The organism is Enterobacter sp. WPR_3_1, assembly GCF_003635055.1.
Lineage (GTDB): Bacteria > Pseudomonadota > Gammaproteobacteria > Enterobacterales > Enterobacteriaceae > Enterobacter > Enterobacter ludwigii.
In genome coordinates this window covers 1134886-1161622 of the sequence record NZ_RBXU01000008.1, presented here as the reverse complement: position 1 = coordinate 1161622, position 26737 = coordinate 1134886, and the positions used below count along the sequence as shown (strand labels likewise).

Genomic DNA, 26737 nt, shown 5'->3' with positions numbered 1-26737 from the left:
TTTTATCGATGAGTTTACATTTCCGGGCCAACGTCACCCCCCGTAAGGAACGTTATGACTGCAAAGAAGAGTGCTGGATCATCAAATCACGACGATATAACCGATGGCCGTATCGTGTCCTCTCGCCATCTGGTATCGGAACGTTGCGCGGAATTATCAGAGCTGGAGTACGCGTTGATCATGACCAGCAACGCGTTTAACAAATGGATGGTGCGCTGCATGACCGCAGCCGGTGAGCCAGATATGGGCGCTTTTGATGTCTCGCTTCTGCATCACGTGAACCACCGCGACCGCAAGAAAAAGCTGGCCGACATCTGCTTTGTCCTGAACGTGGAAGATACCCATGTGGTGACGTATGCACTGAAGAAGCTGGTCAAGGCGGGCTACGTGACGAGTGAAAAAGCCGGAAAAGAGCTCTATTTCTCAACGACGAAGGAAGGGAAAGCGCTATGCATGAAATACCGCGACGTGCGGGAAGCGTGCCTGATCAATATCCATGCGGAGAGCGGGATTTCCGGAGCGTCTATTGGTGACACCGCGCAGCTGCTCCGGACCATATCTTCCCTGTATGACACCGCCGCGCGGGCGGCGGCATCACTGTAGTTAAGGGCGTCTGAAAAGCGAAATACTTCGTCCGGCCAGATGGTATTCCACGGCTTTGGTGATGACCGTCCCGGGGACAACGTCATCCGCCGTGGAGAGTTCCAGTACCCAGCCTCCTTCGCCAAACTGGGGGATCTGGAACGGCACGGTGCCTTCAAACGGGTTAAACAGCATCAGCACATCGTGCCAGAGGCCCGGCTCCTGTCTGAGGTCCGGTCTGCTGATGGATACGCCGAGGGTTGAACCTTCATCCCACTGCTCATCCTGCTGCGGGCCGCCGCCGGCGTTAAACCAGCGGATCTCAAGCCCGTCGCGCCAGCTTTCACGCCGCAGCAACGGCTGTTTCGCGCGAAGGGCAATCAGATGGCGGGTAAAGTCGCGCAGGGCAGTGTCGTTTTCCGATAACCCCTTCCAGTCGATCCAGGAGATCTCGCTGTCCTGGCAATACCCGTTATTGTTCCCCTTTTGCGTACGGCCAAACTCGTCCCCGGCCAGCAGCATTGGCGTGCCGTGAGAGAACAACAGCGTGGTAAGGAAATTACGCTTCTGCCGCTCCCGGGTAGCGATAATATCCGGATTCTCTGTCGGCCCTTCCTCTCCGTAGTTATACGACCGGTTATCGTTGTGCCCGTCGTTATTGTCTTCACCATTGTCGGCATTATGCTTTTCGTTGTAAGACACCAGGTCGTTCAACGTAAAGCCGTCGTGGGCGGTAATAAAGTTGATGCTGGCCCACGGACGGCGTCCGCGCAGGTCGTACAAGTCACCGGAACCGAGCAGGCGCGCCGCGAAGTCGTTAGACACGTTATCGCCCTTCCAGTACTCACGTACGGTATCGCGATATTTGTCGTTCCACTCCCCCCAGCCTGGCGGGAAACCGCCGACCTGATAACCGCCGGGGCCGATATCCCAGGGCTCACCAATCAGCTTCAGACGGGATAACACCGGATCCTGCGTGACGGCATCGAAAAAGCCACCGCGCGGATCAAAGCCTTCGGGCTCACGGCCCAGAATTGTCCCGAGGTCGAAACGGAAACCGTCAATATGCATCGATTCGGCCCAGTAGCGCAGTGAATCCATCACCATCTGCAGCACTCTCGGGTGGGAGGTATTCACCGTATTCCCCGTGCCGGTGTCGTTAATGTAATACCGGTGTTGATCGGGTAAGGTGCGGTAATAGCTGAAGTTATCGATGCCCTTAAACGACAGCGTTGGGCCGAGCTCATTGCCTTCTGCCGTGTGGTTATAGACAACATCGAGGATCACCTCGATGCCTGCGTCATGATAGGCGCGCACCATATCGCGAAAACCCTGGATCCCCGCCGGACCGTAATAGCGTGACGCCGGCGCAAAGAAGCCGAGCGTGTTGTAGCCCCAGAAGTTTTTCAGCCCCCTGTCGAGCAGGTGTTGATCGTCCGGGAACCAGTGAACCGGAAGCAGTTCAACCGAGGTGATGCCAAGGCTTTTGATGTAATCGACCGAGGCTTTGTGCCCCATCCCTTCAAACGTACCGCGCAGTTCAGGCGGAATCGCCGGGTTAAGCTGGGTAAAGCCCTTCACGTGGCTCTCATACACAACGGTATTCGGCCACGGAATGGTTGGCCGGTTATCATCCTGCCAGTCAAAAGCATTGGGGTCGATGACCTTGCATTTTGGCGTGAACGGCGCGCTGTCGCGGGTATCAAAACTGAGGTCGAGATCGTCATGACCCAGCTCATAGCCGAAATGGGCGTCGTTCCAGTCGATATCGCCCACCAGTTCACGGGCATACGGATCGATAAGCAGTTTATTGGGGTTGAAGCGATGCCCGTTTTCCGGGTCATAGGGGCCGTAGACACGATAGCCGTACAGCGCGCCAGGCTTCAGATCCGGCACATAGCCGTGCCACACTTCATGGGTATATTCCGGCAGCTCCAGCCGGGCGATTTCGGTTTTTCCTGAAGGGTCAAACAGACAGAGCTCAACCCGCTCCGCATGTGCTGAAAACAGCGCAAAGTTGACCCCCTTCCCGTCATAATTTGCGCCTTGCTGCTGGCCATGACCGGCCCGAATTTCAAACGTATTATCCTTTGGCATTTTTTGTTCTCCACGATCATTCGCAGGTAAGCAGAACCATTAAGCATCCCGTTTCAGACGTTACATCCAGCGCCTCTTGCAGAACCCGGCTTTCACCGGTGAACAGATCCCGGTAGCGTTTTCCTGCCAGCGCATCGGGTATAGCAATAGTGGTATTGGCCCACAGTGCTTCATGGGTTGTCACGTCGAAGACCAGCCGCGGCACGGCAACAATCAGCGCCTCCTCGTCTTTCACGCGTGCGTAAACAATCAGGTTCTCCGCCCGCTCGCCGCTCACCTTCAGCGGCAGCCAGTCACCGTAATGGAATAGCGCGGCATAATGCGGACGAAGCCGTAACAGCGTGGCGGTGACATATTGCTTAACGCTTCCGTCTCGCCAGCATTCCGGGCGGGCAAATACCCCGGCATCCGCCGTGCTGAGGTGGTGTACCAGCGCGGGGAAATCCGGTTCCCGTCGGTTATCCGGGTCGACAAGGCTAAAGTTAAGCGCTTCGCAGCCCTGATAGATGTCCGGTACCCCGGGTGCGGTAAGTTTGATCACCGTCTGGCTGAGGCTGTTCATCAGCCCGGCACGGATAAAAGGCTGCATCGCCTCACTGAAATCCTTCAGGAACAGCGTGTTGTCCGGTGAAAGCAGATGCCGGGCATAGCTCAGCACCACGCTCTCATAGCTTTCGTTGCTGTCTATCCAGTCTGTGCGTTGTTTGGCTTCGCGCAGCGCTTTCTCCAGGAAGCCGAGGAAGCGCTCTTCGAGTGATTTCAGCCCGTCGACATCGTCAGGTGACAGCGTGGCGGGCCAGACGCCGGCCAGAGCCTGATAAATCATCCAGGTATCGGCAGCGTTCGGCGCGGTACCGTCGCTCAGAAAACGCACGTGGGTTTGATTCATCTGCCGCCAGCGGGCCAGATTTTCGCCCCACTGTTCCGGCGCTTCCGTCAGGGTATAGAGGCGTGCCCGGGCATCTTCGCCGCGCTTCGTGTCATGGGTGGATGTCCCGAGTAAGGCGTCAGGCTGGCGGGCAAGACGGATGCGCATTTCCTGATGAAAACGCGATAGCGAAAAGGTGCGCGGCGTCGGGTCTGCCCCCACTTCGTTAAGCGCCAGCTCCAGGTTATGGCGAAAGAACAGCGTATCTTCCACGGATTTCGCCATCAGTGGCCCGGTGAGTTGCTGGAAGCGGGTTCTGAAACGTGCCGCGTCGTCGTGGCAATTTTCAGGAAGATCGCCGGTAAGAATGCATACGATCAGGCTCAGGGCCGCTTCAGAGGTGTTAACGCTTGCGACAACGCGATTGAGCAGCGCCACGTCAGAGGCGGTTAATCCTTCACGAGTGCCGTAGGTCCGATACACCGGAAACGCGATCAGCAGCTCGCGCAACGCATGGTGGATCTCATCGGGTTGCAGTTCAACCGCATTGCGTCGGGCAAGATCGATGGCGATAGTTAACAGGGTAGTGAATTCGCCCTCAAAATTGCGATCGGTCATCAGCCCTTTGGCATCCCGTAACGCTGCAAACCGATCAACGGTTTCCCCGAGCGTGTCGTCATGGATTTTCTCCAGGCGGTCAAGGCGGCTGTCGTCCACCAGAACTTCCGCCAGCGAGGCAATAAACTCGTACCCCGTGGTGCCAGAGACTGGCCATTCGACGGGCAGCTGTTCCCCCTTGGCGAGAATTTTTTCAACCGTGATGTAACACGCCGGTCCGGTTGCCTGTCGCAGACGCTGCAGATAGCCCAGCGGATCGGCCAGACCGTCGATATGGTCAATTCGCAGACCGTCAACGACGCCAGAATGAACCAGTTCAAGGATCAATCGGTGTGTATCACTAAATACCGACGCGTCTTCAACCCGCACGCCCACCAGGCCGGTGATTTCAAAGAAACGCCGCCACGAGAGCTGTTTCGGGGCTTCACGCCAGGACATCAGCCTCCAGCTCTGGGCCTCGTGCAGCGCCGCAATGCTTTTACCCTCCACAAAGGTCCCGGGGTTAAGAGGATAGGCGGTATCGTAGTAGACCAGCGCGGCTTTGTCCGTGACAGGGTCACGTTTTAAAGCAATCGCACCCTTTTCAAGCTCCGCCTCAAAGGTGTCGCCCAGAAACGGCAGCGTAAGCGGCCGTGACCAGTCAATATCGAAATAGCGTGCGTAGCGGCTCTGTTTGCCGTGCTCAATCACGTCTCGCCACCAGTGATTCTCCAGCGAGGTCGACATGTGGTTAGGCACAATATCCAGTATCAAGCCCATTCCCGCCTGCCTGAGCGCGGCCGCCATACGGTCGAATCCTTCTCGTCCGCCAATGGCGGGGTCAATTTCATTCGGGTCGGTCACGTCATAGCCGTGTGTAGAGCCGGTCGTAGCGGTGAACACAGGTGAGGCGTAAAGATGGCTGATGCCGAGATCTTTCATATACGGCACCAGTTCCACGACACGGTCAAACGTCATGCCGTTACGGAACTGAATACGGTAGGTCGCGGAAGGGATCATAACGATGCTTCTCCATCAGCAAAGCGAACAACAATACTGTTCGGCGGTAACACCTCGTTCACCTCCGGCCAGCTAAAGAGCGTTTCTCCTGCCAGTGCAGGCACATCAACAGCCTTATTGCCGGTATTGAACGCCAGAGACAACGTTCCGGTCGGGAATCGCCAGCTCACTGCAATCATGCCGGGTGCCGTCCTGATGACCTTGCCCTCCACCGTGACGCCCTTTCGCAGTAACGGAACGATATGACGATGGCGCAACGTCAGCAGCGTTCGCGTGAAGCGCAGCCACGTTTTACCGTCATCGGTGGCGACCTTATTCCAGTCAATTTTGGAGCGAACAAAGGTCTTCACGTCATTCGGGTCGGGGACGGACGCATCGTGCCCGGCATGGCCGGTAAACTCTTTTGCGCGCCCTTCTCGCACTGCTTTGGCAAGCTCACCGTGAAAATCGGTAAAGAACAAAAACGGATTGGTTTCACCAAACTCTTCCCCCATAAACAGCAGCGGAATATGGGGCGAAAGCAACAGTGCAGCAAGCAACACCCGTGTTTTATCGGCCCCCGCGAGGGCGATCAGTCTCTCTCCCTGAGCGCGGTTGCCGGTTTGATCGTGGTTTTGAATAAAATCGACAAAAAACTGTGGCGGCTGCGTGTGACATTCCACGCCGCGCGATTTGCCGGTCTGGAGAGAAACCTCGCCCTGATAGACAAAACCTTCCGTCAGCGCACGGGCGAGTTTTTTCTCCGGTTCAAAGGCAAAATCCTGGTAGTACGCATGCGTTTCGCCGGTGGCAAAGACATGCGCGGCATTGTGAAAGTCATCGTTCCACTCCGCGGTAAAAAGCGGTGTCGCACCGTGTGCGTCACGCGGATGCAGGAAGATAACGTTACGGCTGTCTTCGGTGGTGAGATGGATCTGCCGCCCGGGGATAGCCTCGCGAATGCGTTCGGCAATCTCCTGCAGGATATGTTTATCCGATGCGTCTTTAATCTGGTCGATGGCATCAAACCGTAATCCATCAAGATGGTATTCCGTCAGCCAGAACAGCGGGGCTTCGGTAATGTATTGCCTGACTGGCTCAGCCTCGTAAGCAATCCCGTTGCCCCAGGGCGTCATCCGTTCCGCGTCGAAAAACGCGGGTGACAGCACAGGCAGATAATTGCCTTCCGGGCCGAAGTGGTTAAGCACAATATCCAGCACGACAGAAAGCCCAAGCCCATGCGCGGCATCGATAAAGGCGTGGAAGTCTTCTGGCGTGCCATAGGCAGAGTGCGGTGCATACAGCAATACCCCGTCATATCCCCAGCCGCGCGATCCACCAAACTGTGAGACGGGCATGACTTCAATCTGGGTAATGCCAAGTTCAGCCAGGTAAGGCAGTTTTTCAATGGCGGCCCGGAAGGTGCCCTCCGGGGTAAAGGTGCCGATGTGCAGCTCGTAAATCACCGTGTCTTCCCACGGACGCCCTGCCCACTCCCGGTTGCCGGGCGGATACTGTCTGGCATCGATAACAACCGAGGGACCGTTAACATCCCCAGCCTGGGCGCGCGATGCCGGATCGGGTACGGCCATGCCGTTCTGCAAAACATACTGATATTCTGTGCCGTGCGTGACGCCGGGGACGTCAATCTGGAACCAGCCGCTGCCGACCGCCGTCATTGGCAAGTCGTTTTCTGCCAGACGTAGCGTAAGTTCTTTCTGTCCTTCTGCCCAGACGCGAAAACGTACAACGTCATTGGAAATAAACTCAGCACCCCAGTGTTTTTGAAATGTCCTGAATTCCATTCATTGTCCTCGAATGACCCACATTTTACGCGGAATGAAGTACAAGCTTAGTTCAGGATCAAAAGAGTGTTACGCCAGCGGTTTTAATGGCTTCATCTATTATTTATAAAAATATTCGCCACAAGGAATACCATGCAGATTCGAAAAGGATTAAATACCGACCTCGCACGTCTTGAATGCTGTGACTTTTCATTCACCGTCAGTCACGTTGCGCGGGAGCCTTTTATACATTGTGATTTGCATATCGACGCTGTCGCCGTGCCTTATCGTAAAACGTATGAGCTCGATATGCAGACCCTTGAAAATCATTGCGTTAATCCGGATGCCATATTTCTTGTGGCCGAAACAGATGAGGGAGAAATTGCCGGTTTTATCACCGCGTCAATGAGCTGGAATAAATTTATCGCCGTTGACTATATTGCCGTTGAGCGCACGAAACGCAGAGCTGGTGCGGCGCAAAAATTGATGGCGGCCGCACACGTGTGGGCGCGAAGCGTCAACGCGGCTGGATTAAGGCTCGAAACCCAGAATGTGAATGTTTCTGCCTGCCTGTTCTACCGTCATTATGGCTTTACGTTAGGCGGATACGATCGTTTCCTCTACAACGCATTACCGGAAAAAGACGAAATCGCCCTGTTCTGGTATTACATGCTGATCTGACTCTGGCTCTAACGGATATTGGCGGACGAAAGCGATTTGTCTGAAAATTATCCACCCGGCGCGCAAAGGAATGTGCGTCAGAATATGACTCGCCTGCCTCCCTTCATTTTTCTGTCACTTAATTTCAATACGCTTACATGATTTTGACAATGACGTTAAGGAAAGAAGAGTGAATTCAATGGCTAAGGCATTACTGTTGGCATTACCTGTTTTGAGCGCGACCGCCACGGCAGCCGACCACGAAATCTGTGAGCCGAAAGCGTATGAGATGGCGCTGCGCTACCAACAGAAATCGGCAGAAATCATGGCACTTCAGCTGCAGACCTACCGTTTCGCCACCGAGCGTTTTAACGAAAAAATAAAAGGGCTGACTGCGCCGGAGAACTATGCCGTTGTGATGGATCTTGATGAAACGGTGCTGGATAACACTCCGTTACTGGCGCGTGATGCCGAACAGTGCCACGACTACACGAAATGGGACACCTGGAGTGACTGGGAAAAGCAGGGAAAACCGGGATTAATTCCTGGCGCGAAGGCGTTTCTTGATCGCGTGAATCAAAGTAAGGTCCGTATTTATTATGTATCTGACCGGATGCAGGAAAACAAAGCAGATACGCTCAATACGTTAAAATCCCTTGGCTTACCGCAGGTTTCAGAGGATAGCGTTCTGCTCGATACGGTCAGTAAAGAAGCCCGCCGCCAGAGCATCCTGAAGAAACAGCAGATAATCATGCTCTTCGGTGACAGCCTGCCTGATTTCGCCGCGCAATTTAAAAACAAAAAGCCGAGCGAAGCGCAGCGTGAACTCGTTGAGGCCAGCGCCGATCGCTTTGGCAGTGACTGGATCGTGCTGCCGAATGCCGCGTATGGCTCGTGGTCAAAAGCCACGCTTGAAGGCTGGAAAGCCCCGCTGAAGCAATAACGTCTGGCTTGCCGGGTGGCACATTGCTGCCACCCGACATTTGACCCGACCTATCCATCCCGTTTATAGGTTCTATCATTATCAGGCGGGTTCATATAATTTTACGGAGAAGTAAGATGAGCTCTTTCTGAAGGAGACCCTTATGCTGACCGTAAAAAAACTTGCCCTGACAACGCTGATTTCCAGTTCGTTATTGTTCTACCCTGCGCTTCAGGCTTCGGCAGAAACGCCCCAGCACGTGGTTAAACAGCCTGACGGGGGCTACAGTGTGCAGGTTGGCGATATTATGGTGACCTCGTTTACCGACGGTACCGTGGCGCAAGACCTGCACAAATTACTTCGTCGGACGACCCCGCAGAAAACCGATGCCTTGCTCACACAAAATTTCCAGACCAACCCGGTAGAGGCGTCCATTAATGCTTTTCTGATTGCGCTACCCGGCCACAAGATTCTGGTGGATACCGGCTCAGGCCAGCTTTTTGGCCCCGGTAACGGCGGGCGACTGATTGAGAGTCTGGCAACGCAGGGGATCGCGCCGCAGGACATCACCGAGATTTTACTGACCCATGCGCACTCCGATCATGCCGGTGGCCTGGTCAAAGATGGCAAGGCGGTGTTTACCAATGCGCGCGTTTTTGTCGGCAAACCTGACATCGACTTTTTCTTTGACAACGATAATCAGAAAAAAACCGGCTACGACCAGAACTACTTCGATGTCGCGCAGAAAACCTTAAAACCGTATCGTGATGCCGGCAAGGTGGTTCCTTTTTCCGGAACCTCGCAGCTTCTGCCCGGGATAACCGGCACGGTTCACCCGGGCCATACGCCTGGTTCGGCCTTCTATACGCTGGAAAGTAAAGGCGAGAAAATCACCTTTGTCGGCGATATTATCCACGTCGCGGCGGTACAGTTCCCGCAGCCCGCCGTGACCATCGCCTACGACCAGGATCAGGACGGTGCGGCACGTGTCCGCCAGGATGCTTTTGCTGATTTTGTGAAAAACAGAGACCTTGTCGCAGCCCCCCACCTGCCGTTCCCGGGTATCGGTTACGTCACGAAAGGCGAGCACGGCGGTTACGCCTGGGTGCCCGTCACCTACACCAATCGCGACAGCCACAGCGCAAAGTAAACCGGATAACACGATGACGCCCGTTGCTGAGATGGATATCGACCTGATCCTGACGCTGGATGCATTGCTCCAGGATCAGAACATCACCCATGCGGCCGCGCGGCTCGGCATCAGCCAGCCCGCGATGTCCGCCCGTCTGGCGCGCCTGCGTTCGCTCTTTGGCGAACCGTTGTTTATCCCTTCCCCACATGGACGTGGGGTGTTGCCCACGCCCAGAGCGGAAGCGCTGCGACCGCAGGTCATGACCGTATTGCGGGGCATTAACGCGATGTTTGCTCCCACCACCTTTGATGCGCAAACCAGCCAGCGGACATTTGTGATTGCCCTGCATGAAAATCCGGCCCTGATGCTGGGTGCCGAACTGCTTAATCAGTTCCGGGCCCATGCCCCGGGGATCCGCTTGCGATTCGCGCTGCCAGAAATGGCAACCCTGCCACAGCAGCTGGAAAAGGGTGATGTGGATGTCTATATCGGTGTGAGCACCGGCGCGCACGACGGCTGGGTCAGACGTAAACTTTTCGATGACCAGTTTGCAACAGCCCAGCGAAAAGGCCACCCCCGCGGTGTCGGGCCACTGGATCTGGAGCACTATTGCGCGCTCTCTCATCTGGTGGTCTCTTCAGAGGGTGACCCGTTTACCGGCTTTGTGGATCAAACCCTGGGCGGACTGGGCTATCAGCGCAACGTGGTGATGTCCACACAGAGCTACGCCATGGCACCTCCGCTTGTCGCCAGCACGGACCTGCTCTGCACCTTACCGGAACGTATGCTGCAACGCTTTGCCTCGACGCTGGATATCTTTCCCCCGCCGCTGCCGCTGCAGCCGATTACCATCAGCATGTACTGGCACCCGAAAAACAGTCAGGATCCGGCAAGCCTCTGGCTGCGCGAGCAACTGCTGCTGGCCGCGGGACGTCAGATGTGATCGAGGGTGTGCAGGAATTTCTTTAACACCTCTGAGCGAATGATCCGGTGGCACACCAGCTTCAGCTCGCTTTCCCTGAGCCTGTCAATGATGTCGACGTACACGACATTCTCCACGCTGACTGCCCTGGCGGAGACCGGCAGTAGCGCCATGCCAAAACCCGCAGAGACCAGGCTGATGACAGTAGGTACGTCGGTGGCGTTTTGTACCACCTCAGGCTGGAAACCTGCGCCGTAACAAACGTCATAGAAGTACTGTTCGAGGCCCATTCCCTCCGGGTCGCGCAGGGAGATCCATTTTTCATCTTTCACCGAGGCGAGCGTAACCGCGGACGATTTCGCCAGAGGGTGCTGTGAAGAGAGTGCCAGCACCGTTTTCTCGGACGTAAACGGGCGGCTTTGCAGGTCGTCAGGCAGAGACGGCAGCGGCGCCCGGATGATGGCCACATCCAGCTGGTTGCTTTGCACGGCGCTATAGAGCGTCTGCACATTCCCCGTCATTAGCGACATGGTGATGGCAGGCCACCGACTGTGCATCTGGCGCAGCGCGGCAGGCAGCCTGGTGTCAAACATGGCGCTCGATACGCACCCGAGATTCAACACCCCTTGCTCCCCCCTCGCCGTTTGCCTGGCGTCCAGTACCGCCTGTTCCGTCAGGGCGATCGCCAGCCTGGCTTTCTCCAGGAAAGCTTCACCGGCCGGCGTCAGGGTTAAACGGCGGTTCGCCCGGCTAAAGAGCGTAACGCCTAACCGTTCCTCTAACGTTTTAATCTGCTGACTCAGCGCGGGTTGTGCCATGTTCAGGCGCTCCGCAGCCCGGTGCATGTGAAGCTCTTCCGCAACGACAATGAAATTACGCATCTGACGAAATTGCATAACGCTTCCCCGGATTTTTTGATAACAAGTTTATTATCAAAATAGCAGTAATGATGCAATTGATGCTATGGGCTATTGCCATAAAAATGGAGGCATGCAAACACGGGAGGAAAAAATGGAAAGCCCAGTCAACGATCTCAGAAGTGCCATCGCGTTACTGCAACGCCACGAAGGACAATATATTGAAACGGATCATCCGGTGGATCCCAACGCGGAGCTGGCGGGTGTTTATCGACATATTGGTGCGGGCGGCACGGTGAAACGCCCTACCCGAACGGGCCCGGCCATGATGTTCAATAACGTTAAAGGTTATCCGGATTCGCGTATCCTGGTGGGCATGCACGCCAGCCGGGAAAGAGCGGCACTCCTTCTGGGATGTGAACCCTCGACGCTCGCGCAGCACGTCGGTCAGGCCGTGAAAAACCCGATCGCGCCGGTTGTTGTCCCGGCATCGCAGGCCCCTTGCCAGGAGCAGGTATTCTACGCTGACGATCCTGATTTTGATCTGCGTAAACTGCTTCCGGCCCCGACCAACACGCCGATTGATGCTGGCCCGTTCTTCTGTCTGGGGCTGGTACTGGCAAGCGATCCGGAAGACAGTTCGCTGACTGACGTCACGATTCACCGTCTCTGCGTTCAGGAGCGCGATGAGCTTTCCATGTTCCTGGCCGCGGGGCGCCACATTGAGGTCTTTCGTAAAAAGGCTGAAGCAGCCGGAAAACCGCTGCCGGTGACGATCAACATGGGGCTCGACCCGGCGATTTATATCGGCGCCTGCTTTGAAGCGCCCACGACGCCATTTGGTTATAACGAACTGGGCGTTGCCGGGGCGCTGCGTCAGAAACCGGTCGAACTGGTGCAGGGCGTTGCGGTAAAAGAGAAAGCGATCGCGCGGGCTGAAATCATTATCGAAGGCGAACTGCTGCCAGGCGTGCGCGTTAGAGAAGACCAGCACACCAACAGTGGCCATGCAATGCCGGAATTTCCGGGCTACTGCGGCGAGGCAAACCCTTCTTTGCCCGTCATCAAAGTGAAAGCCGTCACCCTGCGTCACCAGGCAATCCTGCAAACGCTGGTGGGGCCAGGTGAAGAGCACACCACGCTCGCAGGCCTGCCAACGGAGGCCAGCATCCGCAATGCCGTTGAAGAGGCCATTCCGGGCTTCCTGCAAAATGTCTATGCGCATACCGCGGGCGGCGGTAAGTTCCTCGGCATTCTGCAGGTGAAAAAACGCCAGCCATCCGATGAAGGACGTCAGGGACAGGCGGCGCTTATCGCACTCGCGACTTATTCCGAGCTGAAAAACATCATTCTTGTCGACGAAGACGTGGATATTTTCGACAGCGACGACATCCTGTGGGCGATGACTACCCGCATGCAGGGAGATGTCAGCATCACCACTATTCCAGGGATCCGCGGCCACCAGCTCGATCCGTCGCAGTCGCCGGATTACAGCACGTCGATTCGCGGAAACGGCATTTCCTGTAAGACCATCTTCGACTGCACGGTACCGTGGGCGCTGAAGGACCGCTTCGAACGCGCGCCGTTTATGGAGGTTGACCCACGTCCGTGGGCACCAGATTTGTTTGGCACAAAACACGACTAGCGCGTTCGCGATACAGAAGAGCGTATGGCTTTCGGGTCATACGCTCTTCTGTTTTTCATCGCAGGTAAAAAGGGAAATTGCCGCTTCCCCTGCTTTCTTGTACCCTTTCGTCGTTAACCCCAACCCCACAAGAACTGAGACATCCGGACGCTTATGACTGCACACCTTTCTAAAGACCCTTTACATGGCGTAACGCTGGAGATGCAGGTCAATGCCCTGGTTGCACGATATGGCTGGAGTGAGTTGGGCGATCGAATCAAAATTAACTGTTTCAGAAAAGACCCAAGCGTTAAATCGAGCCTGAAATTTTTGCGCCGCACGCCCTGGGCTCGCGCAGAAGTTGAAGCCCTGTATCTTGATTCCCTGAATGATGAGGGGATCGCAGAACCGGACGAACCCGCCTTTAACCCCTGGGCTAACAGTCGGATAACCAAGAGCTAAAACGCAAATGACGCGACATGTAAAACGGATTGGTGCGCTGACTGCCTGCGCACTTTTACTTGTTAGTTGCTCCTCAAAACCACCAAAATCACTGGTAACGCCTCTCCCGACCGCGAGCAAACCGACCCAGCAGGCTAACGAGCCGATGCGTGGGATCTGGCTGGCAACCGTCTCACGCCTGGACTGGCCCCCGGTGGCCTCAGTGAATGGCCGCGATGCGCAAGACCGTATCGCGATGCAAAAACAGGCCCTGACGAACAAGCTCGACAAGCTTAAGCACCTCGGTATCAATACCGTGTTTTTCCAGGTCAAACCGGACAGCACGGCGCTCTGGTCGTCTAAAATTCTGCCGTGGTCAGATATGCTCACCGGCAATATCGGCGAGTACCCGGGCTACGATCCGCTGCAGTTTATGCTCGATGAAGCGCACAAGCGCGGCATGAAAGTCCATGCCTGGTTCAACCCTTACCGCGTTTCAACCAATACCAAACCGTCGACCATTGCCGCACTGAACCGCACGTCGTCATTGCAGCCTTCCAGCGTTTATGTCCAGCACCCGGAATGGATCCGTATTGCCGGCGATCGTTTTGTACTCGACCCCGGCATTCCGCAAGTGCGTGACTGGATAACGCAGGTGGTCACCGAAGTGGTTGCGCACTATCCCATTGATGGCGTGCAGTTTGACGACTATTTCTATACCGAATCACCGGGATCCGCGCTCAATGACGCGCAGACTTTCAGACAATACGGTCAGGGATTTGCCTCTAAAGCCGACTGGCGCCGCCACAATACGCAGCAGCTGATTGTGCAGGTTTCCCGGGCCATTAAGCAGACGAAGCCTGGCGTGGAGTTTGGTGTCAGCCCGGCTGGCGTATGGCGTAACCGCTCATTCGACCCGGCCGGTTCAGACACGCGCGGTGCCGCAGCCTACGATGAATCCTACGCCGACACGCGTCAGTGGGTGCAGCAGGGTCTGCTGGACTATATCGCGCCACAAATTTACTGGCCTTTCTCCCGGGATGCGGCGCGCTATGACGTGCTGACGAAATGGTGGGCAGAGGTGGTGAAACCGACGCATACCCGCCTGTATATCGGCATTGCGTTCTACAAGGTAGGTGAACCGTCGAAAAATGAACCGGACTGGACGGTTCAGGGCGGCGTGCCGGAGCTGAAAAAACAGCTCGATCTCAACGATTCACTGCCCAACGTGAATGGCACGATCCTGTTCCGCGAAGATTATCTTAACCAGCCGCAGACGCAGGAAGCCGTCAGCTACCTGCGCGGACGCTGGGGTAGCTGACCTGTCTACATCAGGCAGAAACACCCTGTTTCTGCCTGTTTTTTTACTACGGCTTCGGCCCAAACATCGCCTCAAGCTGTTTCTCATCCGGCATGCCGACCACCTGCTGAAGCTCATTATCGGCATTCAGATAATAAATGGCGGGCGTGGCGTTCGCGCCCAGGTTATCCATTAACGTCTGGTGTTTTTGCAGTATGTCGATGGTTTCACGGGATGCAGTGCCCTGCGGTTTTGGCAATTTTTTCCCGCCTGAAAGCTCATAATCACGCCAGGCCGAAACGGGATCTTTCGCATTCAGGATAGCGGAGGCATTACGCCCACTGTTGGGGTTGAGAAACGCCACCAGCAGCGTATTAAGCTCCACCTTGCCCGCCTTCACCCACGGCTGCGCCTCGGACCAGAATTGCTTGCAGTACGGGCAGAACGGATCGGCAAAGACGAAGACTTTGCGCGGAGCGTTATCCGCCCCCTCTTTCAGGGGATGCGCCGCGTTCAGTTGCTTCCACATTTCGCGTCCCATCGGGGCGTAGATCTCTTTCTGGAAATAGCCTTCACTCAGGTTTTTTCCCTTTTCATCGTACAGATAGCCAGAAATTACGTGCTTGCCGTCAGGGGTTAAAAACAGCGTAACGCCCATATCCTGATACTGCCCCAGCCAGGCCGGCGCGCCCCCTGGCGCATCAATTTTCTTAATGATTTTGATATTCTGCTGCTCGCTGAAGAGCTTCACCACATCCGGTATCGCTTCAGCGGCCTGCGCCAGCCCTGACGTTGCCAGCACCGACAGTAACAGTAATTTTTTCATTTTCCGCTCCGGGATTATTGGGGGGGCGAACCGCCCCCTTCACGTTAACGATTTTTCAGTGCGTCACTGACCATTTCATCGAACTGTTCAAAAGGAACCCAGCCCGGGAGTAACCCGTCGCCAATCAGCGTGGCCGGTGTTCCCTGGATACCCATCTTTTCGGCGATGATCAGGCTGCGTTTGATCGTCACCAGGCTCTCATCATCAGGCGTTGTGACGTTCACCCCGGCCCGTTTTTGCGCCTCCTGAATGCTGGCGTCATCGTGATATCCCTTTTTGGCCATCAGGGTATGGTTAAATTTCATAAATTGCTCAGGATGCGCGCGCCAGACGGTTAAGGCATCGCGTGCTGAGGTCAGTGAACTTTCCGACCGGAAAGGCAAAAACTTAAATACCACCGCCACATCCGGGTGTTTTTCGACGATCTTTTCCAGGTAAGGATCGAATTTCTTGCAGTACGGGCAGTTGTAATCCGTAAAGACCACCAGGGTGAGCTTCGGATCCTTAGCGCCAATGCGCGGCGAGTCCGGGTCGTTAAACAGAAAGTCATAAACCATCTTCTGTGCACGTTGCTCCTGTTCCGGCGTCATGGTCTGCGCCGCCATCACCTGCGCTGAGGTCAACAGTAGCAGAAGCGTAATAAGGATTCTTTTCATAATACATTTAGCCTTTAGCGTTGTTCAGGGTGGCAATAAGCGTGTCTTTATCCAGCAGCGGCGAAAGCATCTCCCCCTCAGGGAAGCCCGGGCCGTAGACCTCGTTGAACGGGATGGCGTAACGGTTTCGCTTTTCAAGGAATTCGGCGATAAACGCTGAAGGCTTGCTCCAGTCGCCACGCAGCGCCACCACGTCCGGCTGGCTAAGCGCGGCAATAACGTCAGGCTGATTCAACACCCGATGCTCGTTTACCTTGCAGGTAACACACCAGTCCGCGGAGATATCCACGAAGACCCGTTTGCCCTGCGCAAGGGCCCCCTGAATAGCGTCTTCACTTAGCGGTTGCCACGGGATTGCCTGAGCGACGCTTGCAGTGTTTCTTACAGGCGGTGAGGTAAGCAACCCGCGCAGCTGGTACCCGCCAAAGGCTGACAGCGCGATCACCACGCACCAGAACAGTGGCGAGGTTTTCTGCCCGGTCATCGCAAGCAGTGCGATAGCGACGACGATAAGCACTAACATCACGCTCTGGCTCACCGCCTCACCCAGATGCGGGCTAAGCAACGTCACCAGCCACAGGCTGGAAGCCAGCATCATCAGGCCAAGAATAATCTTCAGGCCGTTCATCCAGCGACCGGGTTTTGGCAGCAGCATGGCGGTTTTTGGAACCAGCGCAACGAACAACCACGGCAAACTCATCCCCACGCCGAGCATCAGGAAGATAAGCCACAGGGAATGCAGCGGTGCGCCAAGGGCAAAGGCCACCGCCGTGCCGAGGAACGGTGCAGAACATGGTGTGGCCAGCAGCGTGGCAAACATCCCTTCGCAGAAACTGCCGGCAAGCCCCGTTCCCCCTGCCGTTGCCAGCCGTCCTGCGGCGGCAGAAGGCAGCAGCATCTCAAACGCCCCGAACAGATTGAGTGCGAAGAGGAAGGTCACCGCGACCATCAGGCCAATAAACCACGGATTCTGGAACTGAATACCCCAGCCCAGCGAGGCACCGGTCAGCTTAAGCGCGCTTACCATTGTTGCCAGCAGCATAAAGGAGACCAAAATCCCGGCACTGGTTGCCAGAAAACGGAGCCTGATCATCTGCCTGTCTGAGCCCGCATGGAGCACGCTGTTGAGCTTCATGCCCATCACCGGCAGCACGCAAGGCATCAGGTTCAGGATCAAGCCGCCCAGTAGCGCAAAGAGCACCATTTTGCCGGTTCCCTCAGACACGCCCGCCGCTGACGGTTCCGCGGGCGTTGCCCCGACGGTCATCACGGTTTGCTGCGCTTTATCGCCATTGGTGAGCACAAACGACAGCGCTTTTCCCTGCAGCGAAGTGGGTTTATCTCCCCACTCATCGGTCACGGGCACCGTTACCCGAAGCTGATTGCCATCGGCTTTGAGGGTCGGTTCACCGGGAAGAATGTCGCCTTCCAGCGGGTCAAAATAGATCCCTGGCTTGTCCCATTGCCCTTGTGTGGTTCCCGTAATGATCAGCTTGTCGTCTGATAACCAGGCTGACAGGTCTGCGGACACGCCAGATGTCGCGGGAATGGCCTGCATTGCGCGTTTAAACGCGTGGCTGAATCCCTCATCCACCGGCTGGTTAAAATCAAGGTGCAGCTTATAGTCCGTCAGCAGACAGACATTACTGCACGTGGAAAGGGTAAGCGTCCCGTCGAGTACATCCCCCGCCGCACCGTCGAGGGTGATGGGGATGATGACCTTATCGTGATAGCCCTGAGTGGTCATCCCGGAGATATCAAAGCGCGAAGGCACCGGCCAGTGCCAGTCATCCGTTACGCCAGTCGGCCAGGTGATTTTCGGGGCTACGCCGCCCTCGCCGGGTGAACGCCAGTAGGTTTTCCAGCCGGGCTGCAGCTCAACGGTGAGCAGCGCGAGGATGCGGTTTTGCTCCCTTTCCGCCTGAACGCGGATCCGGGCATGATCGTTTTGAGGGGAAACCAGCCAGCCTGTATCCGCCGCATGGACAATGCCAATGCAGGACAGCCACAGGAAGACGAATCCCCTGAAGAGGTTAAACATGTTTTACTCCGTGAATAGTGAAAATTATCGTATGGTGACGATGATTTTCATTCACGGAAAACGCAGTTTTTGAGGTGTATTCGGGGAGGCGGTGCCTGAACGGGCTGTTCTCTCGGAACGCATGCCCGCCCTTGCGTAAGCAACTGAAGTAGCGCGAAGAAGATGATAATCGCCGGTAGCGCACCATCAAAGAACAGTGGCTGAGCACAAAGCAGCGAGTGTGCGCCTAACTGACACGGCGATGGCCCGGACGGCTCAGCGTCGCTGGTTTGAACCGGGGCATCAGCAATCAGGGTCGTTTGCGGATCCAGTCCCTGCAAAAAATGGTTGAGATAAACCGCACGCTGCACCAGGCAAATAGCCATCGCCAGACATGTGATTATCAAAAGCCATTTTCCCAGAAGCTGACGGTTGCGCATAACGTTCCAAATTTACCAGACGCCCCGATCATAAACGATAGTGATGAATCTACAAGTCCTGATAATGTAAGGTTTTGTCTGTCGGCGTTAGCCACCGGTCAGCGCATCATAGACGTCCCGCAGTCGCGTGCGCAGGAAAAGCACCGCCTTGTGCTTACGCGATAACAGCGCCTGCTCGCTGGCCCCGGTTTCCTCTGCCAGCATTTTAATGCTGTAGCCCTGGAGCTCCGTTTTTTCAAAAACCTCGCGCTGAGGCAGCGGAAGTTCAGACAGCGCCTGGCCCAGTTCTTCCCACAGCAGCGTTTTGAGGTACTCCTCCTCCGGCGTATGCGGGACACCGAACAGGGTTTCCGCCAGTTCATCTTCGGGGAAGTCCTCATCTTCATCCCCGGTAAAATATCCTGAAAAAGAGACCTCACGCTTTTTCCGCGCCCGGTCGGTCATCTCATTACGCGCGGCGCGAAACAGCCAGGCGGCGACGTTCTCGACCGGCTGCTCCACTTTCATCAGCTGATAGGTGACTTCCTGCAAAATATCGTCGGCATCATCGCGCACGGACGTTCGTCCGCGGATAAAGGCTTTCAGCCGGGCGCGGCAGGCATTAAGCGCCGACATCAGCAATGACTCTCCCGCCAGCCCGGTTTTCATCTCGCTCACTCTGCTTCCGGCATTTTCGGCGCGCTGTCGTCGCGTTTATCTTCGCGATGACCGTGCCAGCCGCAATGCCCGCGACCATGGCGACCAAAGCCTTCGCGACGCTGCTGAATAAACGCCTCACGCTGTTCGGGGGTCATGTTCATCCAGCGTTCGTGCATACGACGGTGCGCGCCGAACATCCCCGGGCGGAAACCCAGCCCGCCGAACAGGATCCGGCTTAATACCAGAATCCCCAGCGCCTGCCAAAAACCGATGGCTTTCACGCCAAGAATGGCCGGGAGTAAGGCATTCCACAGGGTCATGACCACCAGTCCAAGCACAAGGACGATTACCGCGCCTATCACCAGCCCTTTACCCATACGGTGGCGGCCAAACCCGCGTCCGTGCCCTCTTCCGTGCATATCGAAATCTCTCATGGTGTTTACCTCATTTACAGTGATTGATTATGGCTTGTGATGAGGTAGACGGATGAGGCGGGGAAATATTGCTGGGGTGAATATAAAATTTTTTGTGCTTACGGATTTTAACGCATACCGCTCACGACGGGTGGGCGCTATGCGTCGCCTCCTGGCACATCATCTCGTACGAAACATTCGTTTAACTAATGCGGTAGCGATAACGGCCAGGATGATTGCCAACAACGCAAGGAAGATGAGTGAGGATAATAGCGGGTTTAGCATGCCACCTAAACGGGTGAAGTCACTGGTCGTTAAAAGGCTTAAAGTCACTCATACCATATGCTTACCAGTTCGCCGTTGGTATAGCGCTCTTTTTGCCGGGTGACGGGCTCCGGCAACGGAGGCTCCAGCATAACTGACATGTAATGTGCCGTTTTCCTCTTAAGAAATAAAACGACCTGCATTTTAAGTGTCGGTCTTTTTGCTTAATCCAGGCATCAGTTTTGCCATGAAATGATGTCATCCAGACCTGAGAGCATGTCGGGAAAGTAACTTTCATCAATCTCGAAGGAATCGTCAAGGGTAATACTGTCAGCATGGTTTTCAGGTTTCAGTACCATACTAACGGCAACAGCACCGGCAAAATGCGCCTGATGAAACTTAAGCATAACCTGCTCGAATGCCGAGGTTAAACTAATATCTTTACACTTTATCCCTGTCTTTAAAGCCTGGTGGAGAGCATGTGTATCATTCCTGAACTGCTCTAGCTGACCGACAAAAAACTCTGCAGCAAACTCAGTTTTTAAGACAGGGACCGAGAATTCAACCCATACCATAATACGGCTATAGGCAGGCACCTCCTCTTCAGTCAACCTTTCATAGGGCGTTAATTTAAAGTGCCTGTCACCACTTGTGATATCTATCATGATCCCCTCTTCACGGCATGTACTGAAAATACATGATTGTCCAGTTAGTCTCCCTGAACAAAACCTCAAAACGATAAGACTTGTAACTGTAAGTGCCTTTGTTTTTCCTGTCTTCCACAAGCTGCGACCTAGGTGCTGTCGCGACTTTCCAGTTACGCCAGACATTAAAAAGGCTCCCTCAGGAGCTTTTTTAAACAATTTAACCTGATGAAATAAAAGGATTTATTTCAGGTCGCGTCCACATGTTGACCACATCGATACTTAAAGCCCCGCCTTTTCGGGGCTAATACTTAGATTTTGGCTAAGCGTACCTAGGGTCTTTCTGCAGTCATGCAAGAGGCTACTAAGATTTGTTTTTATTAATAGTTATAAACATACAATTAATGCAACCGTAAGAGATTTTTCAACGAAGAATGTAAATTCGTTGTTCTAAATGTAGGTTGATCATAACTCAGACGCATGTAACCGTCTATTTCATCCAATCGCATATTTTTGTTTACAGAAAGATCTGTTTCATATAACAGTTTAAGAATACTAGTAAAATCATGACCATTACATATTGAAAAATGCTCTGGTGACATTATTTCCAGTTTACGCATTTCATTGTGCAATTCATACTCACCTAACTCGGCATAAGCTCTATTTTTAGCCAAGATATGACGCACAAAGGCAATTTCATCTATAATCACCTCACTGCCATTTATGGTAATGAACTCTCTAAAATTCATTCCCTTAAAAATTAGATTACTGCGAGTAAGATAGCTGTACCACTTCAACAAGCCGACGCGATAACATACACAAAGAATATTTTCTTTAACCTTACGGCAAAATGATTCTGCTAAATCACCTTGAACAAGTTTACGCTTTGTGTGCGACATTATAAATTTATCGACTACGCCACCTTTAACTAGCATCATTTCTAAATCATGGGCATCTGTATAAAATACCCCTTCATAAGTTATTCCACTCAATCCATCAAAATCAGCATCACACACGCCGTAGACAGCATCATTCCCAGCTTGTCGCAACTCATTCACAGCACATATAACTTCTCTTTTGCCATTTTCTGGAGATTCATATATCAATCGATTGTCTAACCGATAGGTATTGAAAAATCTTATATCAGTAATCCCTTCAACAACAATTAGTATGCTATGACGATGCATTTCATTACTAAACATTAACCTCACACCACTAAGCCAATTATCCTCGCTAAGGGCATCACGTAACGATATCATTATTCATTACCTTCTAAAGATTGTTCCTTTCCATCCTTATTTTTAATCATCTCATAAAGATCATAGGTCAAGTCCCAATTTTTACTGATAACCTGAGGAGAATGTGTTGCGATAATCACTTTCTCATATTGATTTATTTTTTGTATTTTCTTAAGTGAATCCAAGAAAGTTTGTTGCCAAGCAACATGCAGCGATATCTCAGGCTCGTCAATTAGGATTACTTTTTGAGAAACGAGATCAAAAATAAGATTAAATAGAAGCACCACTTGGTTCTGTTCACCTGATGAAAGCATATTCCGGTCAATCAAATCGCCGTTTAAACTTTCGAAATAAAAACCATTTTCTCTATCAATCATCACTTTTTTAAATGCCAGGATCTTTTCATGCAAAATTGTTTCAAATAGATCAATTTTTTGATGTAACATCTGGAACGGTGATAATTTCCCGAGCGCATCTTCAATATAAAGATCTAAAACGCCTAAATATTCATTACTACTATAGAGGCTTGTGCTTTTTTCAGGCATGAGGTCATTACCCCCCTGAATAAGACCATATCTCATATAATGGCGACGTTTATCTTGAATACCATTTAGACGTGCTTGTATATTCTCTGATGAAAATCGCTTTTGTTGTTCTAAACGATCAAACAATCGAATTGGAAATGTTGCATCCAATCTTTGAGATAATTCGGCGGAATCATCTTGAGCACTTTCCATTAAATCTTTTAATTTTCTTGCACATAAATCGATTACAGTTTCATCATCAGCCTTGACCTGTAATCGGTCAGCACAAATAAAGGAAACGTCTTCACTCGATGTAATCGCACTTAATAGTTTGGAAACTAGTGGTTTATCAGGTTGGGTTTTTTGTTTCGGTTTAGCTTCCCCTCCATTCCAACGTATATAGAAAACCTCCTCCATGCTAGGCTCAGCTTTTTCTAATTTTAGCTTCTCAGTGATAATTTTTCCCGAGTGATTATCCAGATGATTCAATATCAAAGTATCTTTCTTAGCATCTTGCGCAATATCAACAGAACCACCTTGATAATCAATTTTAACAGAACCAAACTTTAGTTTACAAAATATGTTTAATTCATTAGTAATGATACTATTTATAATCTTCAAAATCATCGTCTTACCATACCCATTAGGACCTGTAAGCATAGTAATCTCATGATGATCTAGCGGAATCTCATAATCCAGAAGTCCAAATAATTTATCAATTTTCAGATGAATTAATTTCAAGTCGAATTCCTTATACTGACGATAGATATTAACTAAAGATTAATGATTGAGTAACTTCATGTGATATGCAATATACCACATGAATTATTATCATTGGTAACACAAATCAGTATCTATCATGCTATGACTATCATCTTAAATCCACTGCATTTGATGCTGACCTGACGATGTCGGATGAGGCGGCGCCGGCACTATTTCACCCGGTGAAACGATAAACCGCTCGACCGTCTCAGTAGTGACAAACGTGCAACTGCAATTGATGTTTGTGCACTGATGACAGCGCTCTTTGGTCGTGTCTGAAAAATAGCGACTTATACGAGCGTGAGCGGCGAAATGGCATTTTGGGCAGTGAAACATAGCGAACACCTATTTAAATTTCCGACGCATTAATTTTAACAATTAAACCATTACATAACAAACACTTAAATAAAATTTATTGATTTAATTCCTCGCTTTCGTACCCCACATCCGAAACCTCAAGCTCTAAGCCCGTCGTGTAGCCGTTCCCGTTGAGGTTATGCACCACCCGGCTGATTATCCACGCGTGATCGTCTATGACGCGCTTAAAACCTTTCACCGCGACTGGCGTTTCAGTAAATAAATCTGCCCGCCCAATCGCCAGCGAGATTGAAAACTCCGCAACGCCGCGCTGCAGTTTGTCCCACTTCGCCTGAGCGGCGCGCATGGCTTGCGCCTCTGTCGCGTAGATGGTAGTGAGTTCCAGCACGTTGTCAGCCTCACCGGCCATATACTCTCCCCTTTGTATGGCTTTTGATTGCTAGTAGTAAAACGTGAAGCCTTGTCTGGCACGGCTTTCCAGCTACGCCAGACATTAAAAAGGCTCCCTCTGGAGCCTCTCATTATCAATCAAGCCTGCGCCGGCAAACTAAAGCTCGAAATACTCCTTGAGAGCTGCTGCGCCTGCTCTTCCAGGGAAGCGGCGGCTGCGGCGGACTGCTGAACCAGTGCGGCGTTCTGCTGGGTCACGCCATCCATCTCTGTCACCGCCTGTCCGACCTGGCTGATCCCACGGCTCTGCTCTTCAGAGGCCACGGAGATCTGCTCCATTAACGTATTCACTTTATTCACGGAGCTGATAATAGAATCAATGACCTCGCCTGAGCGGTTCACCAGTTCAGCACCGTTTTTGACGCTGGAAACCGACTGGGCAATCAGGCTTTCAATGTCTTTCGCGGCAACCGCGCTTTTCTGCGCAAGGGTGCGCACTTCACTGGCCACCACGGCGAAGCCGCGTCCTTGTGTGCCGGCGCGTGCTGCTTCAACCGCGGCGTTGAGTGCCAGAATATTGGTCTGGAAAGCAATGCTGTTGATGACGCTGGTGATGTCCTCGATGCGCTTAGAGTTCGCCGCGATGGTATTCATCGTTTCGATCACTTCGCGGGTCACGGCCTCACCGGTGTGCGCATTGTTCACCGCGTCCTGCACCAGTTTTCCTGCCTGGTGAACGTTATCGGTGTTATTCGCCACGGTCGCGCTCAGCTCTTCCATGCTGGCCGCCGTTTGGGTTAACGCGGAGGCCTGCTGCTCGGTGCGTGAAGCCAGATCGATATTCCCGGAAGCAATTTCCTGCGCGGCGTGGGTGACGGTATGGCTCGCGTCACGCACCTGGGCGATAGTCGACAGTAGCGCCTGGCGCATCTGCTCCATTGAGCCCATCAGGTGATCGATTTCATTGCCGGAGGTGCCTTTTACCGGCACTGGAATGTCCAGTTTACCGGCGGCAATTTGGCTGCAGTGCTCGCGTGCCAGGTTGACCGGCGCGAAAACAAAGCGCTTCATCAGCAGGCTGACGGCAACAATCACGATTACAAACAACAAAGCAATCGCCGCAATGATCGCCAGACCGGAGATGAAATTACTGCTCGCATCCTCGTTCAGGGTTTTGGCATATTTCTGGTGAACGGCAAGCACCTGATCGAGAACGATTTCATACTGACGGTCGAGGCGGGACACCTCCGGGATAAGCGCATTAAACTTCGCGACATCGTGCGCAGCGGCGGCGTCAATCAACGGTGCCAGCCCCTGGTTACGGTAGTTTTGCCAGGCATCCTGATACGCGCTCACCAGCGGCGCTTCATCCGACAGGCGCGGAGACGCCATAAACGCCGCAAAGGCATGATCCGCTTTTGTGAGGGCCTCTTTAACCGCGGAAAGTTTCGCTGACTCGTCAGCCGAGTTCCCCGCTTCCACCATCTTCACGTACTCCATCACCCTGACGCGCAAGGTACGGCTGTGGTTGATGGGGTCAATGATCGACAGCACAACCTGGATTTCTTTGTTCACATTATCCAGGGAATTATTACTTTTAATGATGAGGCCAACGCTGGTAATGGTGCTGACGACAAAGAAGAAAAGCAGAGCAAAAAGGACAATCAGGGATGATTTTTTTAACGACATGGACCGATACCTCAAGAATAAACATTCCCTATCGTTATCGGCCGATCCAAAACTTAAATTAATTAAAGTTATTAACGTTTCCCTTCAGCAGCCAGGGCTATGCTTTCGCTTTATAGCGCCGCAGCAGGGTGGCATCCAGTTTTCGCTGTAACGGTTGTGGCGTTTCGCCGTCGATCAGTTTGCCAATCAGATCAAAGCAGTGCCACGCCAGCTGGCGGTTATCCTGGCGAATGGTATCAACCGGAATGGTGAGCGAGTCGTAAAGGTAGTGATCGTCAAAGCTGGCTAACCGGATATCACTTTGCATCAGGTTATGCTGCCCCATATAGCGCAATACCCCTTCCAGCAGACCACAGGCGGCAGTGAACAAGGCTTTTGGCGGGCGTCCCAGGCGGGCGCACAGCTCGGCGAACATCTCGTAGCCGGAGCTCGGGTGATAGTTGCCGTGAATGATCCACTCCGGGCGCAGCGCCACATTGGCCTCTTGCAGCCCTTGCTTAAACCCTTCCAGGCGATCGCGCGTCGGGGAAAGCCGCGGCTGCCCGCCAAGGAAGTAAATTTCATCAGGATGCTGACGCGCAATGTCGGCCACCAGTTCCGCCGTCGGGGTAATGGAATCGGTCATCACCAGCGGCAATGTGCTGTCGTTCATATGGCGGTCAAAAAGGACGACCGGCAGCTGTTCGCTCAGCTTCTGGTAGTCGGCATCATTGAGCATACTGGAGGCCACGATCAGCCCGTCCACCTGACGCGCCACCATGTTATTAACCACCACCGTCTCCTGCCCCGGGTTTTCATCACTGCAGGAGATGAGCAGTTGAACACCCGCCTCACGGCACAGCGTCTCCAGTTCGTGAGAAAACACCGCAAAGCCGTAGTTAGTGATCTCCGGCACCACCAGGCCGATGGTGTGGCTACGGTTATCACGCAGCGAGCGCGCGTGAATGCTGGGCTGGTAATGATGCTCTTTCGCAATCGCCAGAACGCGCTCACGCGTCTCTTCCGCCACGCGAAGCTCTTTGCTGCGCCCGTTCAGTACCAGGCTGGCGGTAGCTTTTGAAACCCCCGCCAGTTCCGCGATGTCTTTAATTGTGACGCGTTTTGTTTTTCTCACAACGACTTAGATCCG

24 protein-coding genes and 2 pseudogenes are annotated in these 26737 nt (G+C 53.4%); 8 read left to right on the top strand and 18 right to left on the bottom strand.

What is annotated here, in order from left to right; translation table 11 throughout:
- Positions 1-54: 54 nt before the first annotated feature.
- Positions 55-603, top strand: a complete 549-nt coding sequence (locus BJ887_RS07365; protein ID WP_047744670.1) for a winged helix DNA-binding protein — start codon at positions 55-57, stop codon at positions 601-603.
- On the opposite strand, the gene glgX is transcribed toward BJ887_RS07365, so the two are convergent.
- Genes glgX through treZ form a run of 3 tightly spaced genes read right to left on the bottom strand, consistent with a single transcriptional unit; the run spans position 604 to position 6948 of the window.
- On the bottom strand, positions 604-2679 hold the full coding sequence (gene glgX, locus BJ887_RS07360; RefSeq protein ID WP_032680984.1) for a glycogen debranching protein GlgX: 2076 nt from the start codon (positions 2677-2679) through the stop codon (positions 604-606).
- A 16-nt stretch (positions 2680-2695) separates the two neighbouring features.
- Positions 2696-5164, bottom strand: a complete 2469-nt coding sequence (treY, locus tag BJ887_RS07355) for a malto-oligosyltrehalose synthase (RefSeq protein WP_047744671.1) — start codon at positions 5162-5164, stop codon at positions 2696-2698.
- Positions 5161-6948, bottom strand: coding sequence for a malto-oligosyltrehalose trehalohydrolase (gene treZ, locus BJ887_RS07350; protein ID WP_047744672.1), 1788 nt, complete (start codon positions 6946-6948; stop codon positions 5161-5163). Before treZ ends, treY begins: the two co-directional genes overlap by 4 nt.
- Positions 6949-7080: 132 nt before the next feature.
- On the opposite strand from treZ, the gene BJ887_RS07345 reads away from it, so the two are divergent.
- From BJ887_RS07345 to BJ887_RS07330, 4 genes are all read left to right on the top strand, one after another.
- Positions 7081-7608, top strand: coding sequence for a GNAT family N-acetyltransferase (locus BJ887_RS07345; RefSeq protein ID WP_020884118.1), 528 nt, complete (start codon positions 7081-7083; stop codon positions 7606-7608).
- 178 nt (positions 7609-7786) lie between these two features.
- Positions 7787-8530: a 5'-nucleotidase, lipoprotein e(P4) family gene (locus tag BJ887_RS07340; protein ID WP_020884117.1), complete on the top strand. Its 744-nt coding sequence runs from the start codon at positions 7787-7789 to the stop codon at positions 8528-8530.
- A 142-nt stretch (positions 8531-8672) separates the two neighbouring features.
- Positions 8673-9659, top strand: a complete 987-nt coding sequence (locus tag BJ887_RS07335) for an MBL fold metallo-hydrolase (RefSeq protein WP_121339671.1) — start codon at positions 8673-8675, stop codon at positions 9657-9659.
- Between the two features lie 13 nt (positions 9660-9672).
- A complete protein-coding gene (locus BJ887_RS07330) occupies positions 9673-10584 on the top strand; it encodes a LysR family transcriptional regulator (RefSeq protein ID WP_047744675.1) in 912 nt (303 codons plus the stop codon).
- Here the strand turns inward: BJ887_RS07330 and BJ887_RS07325 are convergent.
- On the bottom strand, positions 10575-11459 hold the full coding sequence (locus BJ887_RS07325) for a LysR substrate-binding domain-containing protein (RefSeq protein ID WP_121339670.1): 885 nt from the start codon (positions 11457-11459) through the stop codon (positions 10575-10577). The two genes, BJ887_RS07330 and BJ887_RS07325, sit on opposite strands and share 10 nt — an antisense overlap.
- Before the next feature lie 115 nt (positions 11460-11574).
- Here BJ887_RS07325 and BJ887_RS07320 point away from each other — a divergent pair, with 115 nt between their 5' ends.
- The 3 genes from BJ887_RS07320 to BJ887_RS07310 all read left to right on the top strand — a co-directional run bounded on the left by BJ887_RS07320 (position 11575) and on the right by BJ887_RS07310 (position 14806).
- Complete coding sequence (locus tag BJ887_RS07320) at positions 11575-13065, top strand: UbiD family decarboxylase (RefSeq protein ID WP_032680977.1); 1491 nt, start codon at positions 11575-11577, stop codon at positions 13063-13065.
- Positions 13066-13218: 153 nt separating this feature from the next.
- On the top strand, positions 13219-13506 hold the full coding sequence (locus BJ887_RS07315) for a VF530 family DNA-binding protein (protein WP_014170105.1): 288 nt from the start codon (positions 13219-13221) through the stop codon (positions 13504-13506).
- A gap of 7 nt (positions 13507-13513) precedes the next feature.
- Positions 13514-14806, top strand: coding sequence for a glycoside hydrolase family 10 protein (locus tag BJ887_RS07310; protein ID WP_025204161.1), 1293 nt, complete (start codon positions 13514-13516; stop codon positions 14804-14806).
- Positions 14807-14852: 46 nt separating this feature from the next.
- Here BJ887_RS07310 and dsbG read toward each other — a convergent pair whose 3' ends face one another.
- The 14 genes and pseudogenes from dsbG to BJ887_RS07240 form a co-directional block, all read right to left on the bottom strand.
- Positions 14853-15611, bottom strand: coding sequence for a thiol:disulfide interchange protein DsbG (gene dsbG, locus BJ887_RS07305; protein ID WP_121339669.1), 759 nt, complete (start codon positions 15609-15611; stop codon positions 14853-14855).
- 44 nt (positions 15612-15655) lie between these two features.
- Positions 15656-16267, bottom strand: a complete 612-nt coding sequence (locus BJ887_RS07300; protein ID WP_014170108.1) for a DsbA family protein — start codon at positions 16265-16267, stop codon at positions 15656-15658.
- A 7-nt stretch (positions 16268-16274) separates the two neighbouring features.
- The gene (locus tag BJ887_RS07295; protein ID WP_121339668.1) at positions 16275-18308 is read right to left on the bottom strand and encodes a protein-disulfide reductase DsbD; all 2034 of its coding nucleotides are present in this window, start codon (positions 18306-18308) and stop codon (positions 16275-16277) included.
- A 47-nt stretch (positions 18309-18355) separates the two neighbouring features.
- Complete coding sequence (locus BJ887_RS07290) at positions 18356-18727, bottom strand: hypothetical protein (RefSeq protein ID WP_121339667.1); 372 nt, start codon at positions 18725-18727, stop codon at positions 18356-18358.
- Between the two features lie 87 nt (positions 18728-18814).
- Positions 18815-19375 (bottom strand): RNA polymerase sigma factor, encoded by a 561-nt coding sequence (locus BJ887_RS07285; RefSeq protein WP_121339742.1) that lies wholly within the window; start codon positions 19373-19375, stop codon positions 18815-18817.
- 5 nt (positions 19376-19380) lie between these two features.
- Complete coding sequence (locus BJ887_RS07280; RefSeq protein ID WP_121339666.1) at positions 19381-19800, bottom strand: hypothetical protein; 420 nt, start codon at positions 19798-19800, stop codon at positions 19381-19383.
- Positions 19801-20108: 308 nt separating this feature from the next.
- Positions 20109-20223: pseudogene (locus tag BJ887_RS07275) on the bottom strand (phage tail protein); the annotation flags it as partial.
- A 56-nt stretch (positions 20224-20279) separates the two neighbouring features.
- A complete protein-coding gene (locus BJ887_RS07270; RefSeq protein WP_121339665.1) occupies positions 20280-20708 on the bottom strand; it encodes a hypothetical protein in 429 nt (142 codons plus the stop codon).
- A gap of 380 nt (positions 20709-21088) precedes the next feature.
- Positions 21089-21946 (bottom strand): DUF4435 domain-containing protein, encoded by an 858-nt coding sequence (locus BJ887_RS07265; protein ID WP_020884104.1) that lies wholly within the window; start codon positions 21944-21946, stop codon positions 21089-21091.
- On the bottom strand, positions 21946-23190 hold the full coding sequence (locus BJ887_RS07260; RefSeq protein WP_020884103.1) for an AAA family ATPase: 1245 nt from the start codon (positions 23188-23190) through the stop codon (positions 21946-21948). Before BJ887_RS07260 ends, BJ887_RS07265 begins: the two co-directional genes overlap by 1 nt.
- A gap of 135 nt (positions 23191-23325) precedes the next feature.
- On the bottom strand, positions 23326-23547 hold the full coding sequence (locus BJ887_RS07255) for a DNA-binding transcriptional regulator (protein ID WP_121339664.1): 222 nt from the start codon (positions 23545-23547) through the stop codon (positions 23326-23328).
- Positions 23548-23623: 76 nt separating this feature from the next.
- A pseudogene (locus BJ887_RS07250) lies at positions 23624-23953 on the bottom strand (phage late control D family protein); the annotation flags it as partial.
- 104 nt (positions 23954-24057) lie between these two features.
- Positions 24058-25608, bottom strand: a complete 1551-nt coding sequence (locus BJ887_RS07245; protein WP_059306097.1) for a methyl-accepting chemotaxis protein — start codon at positions 25606-25608, stop codon at positions 24058-24060.
- 97 nt (positions 25609-25705) lie between these two features.
- Positions 25706-26722 (bottom strand): LacI family DNA-binding transcriptional regulator, encoded by a 1017-nt coding sequence (locus BJ887_RS07240; RefSeq protein ID WP_121339663.1) that lies wholly within the window; start codon positions 26720-26722, stop codon positions 25706-25708.
- Positions 26723-26737 lie beyond the last annotated feature (15 nt).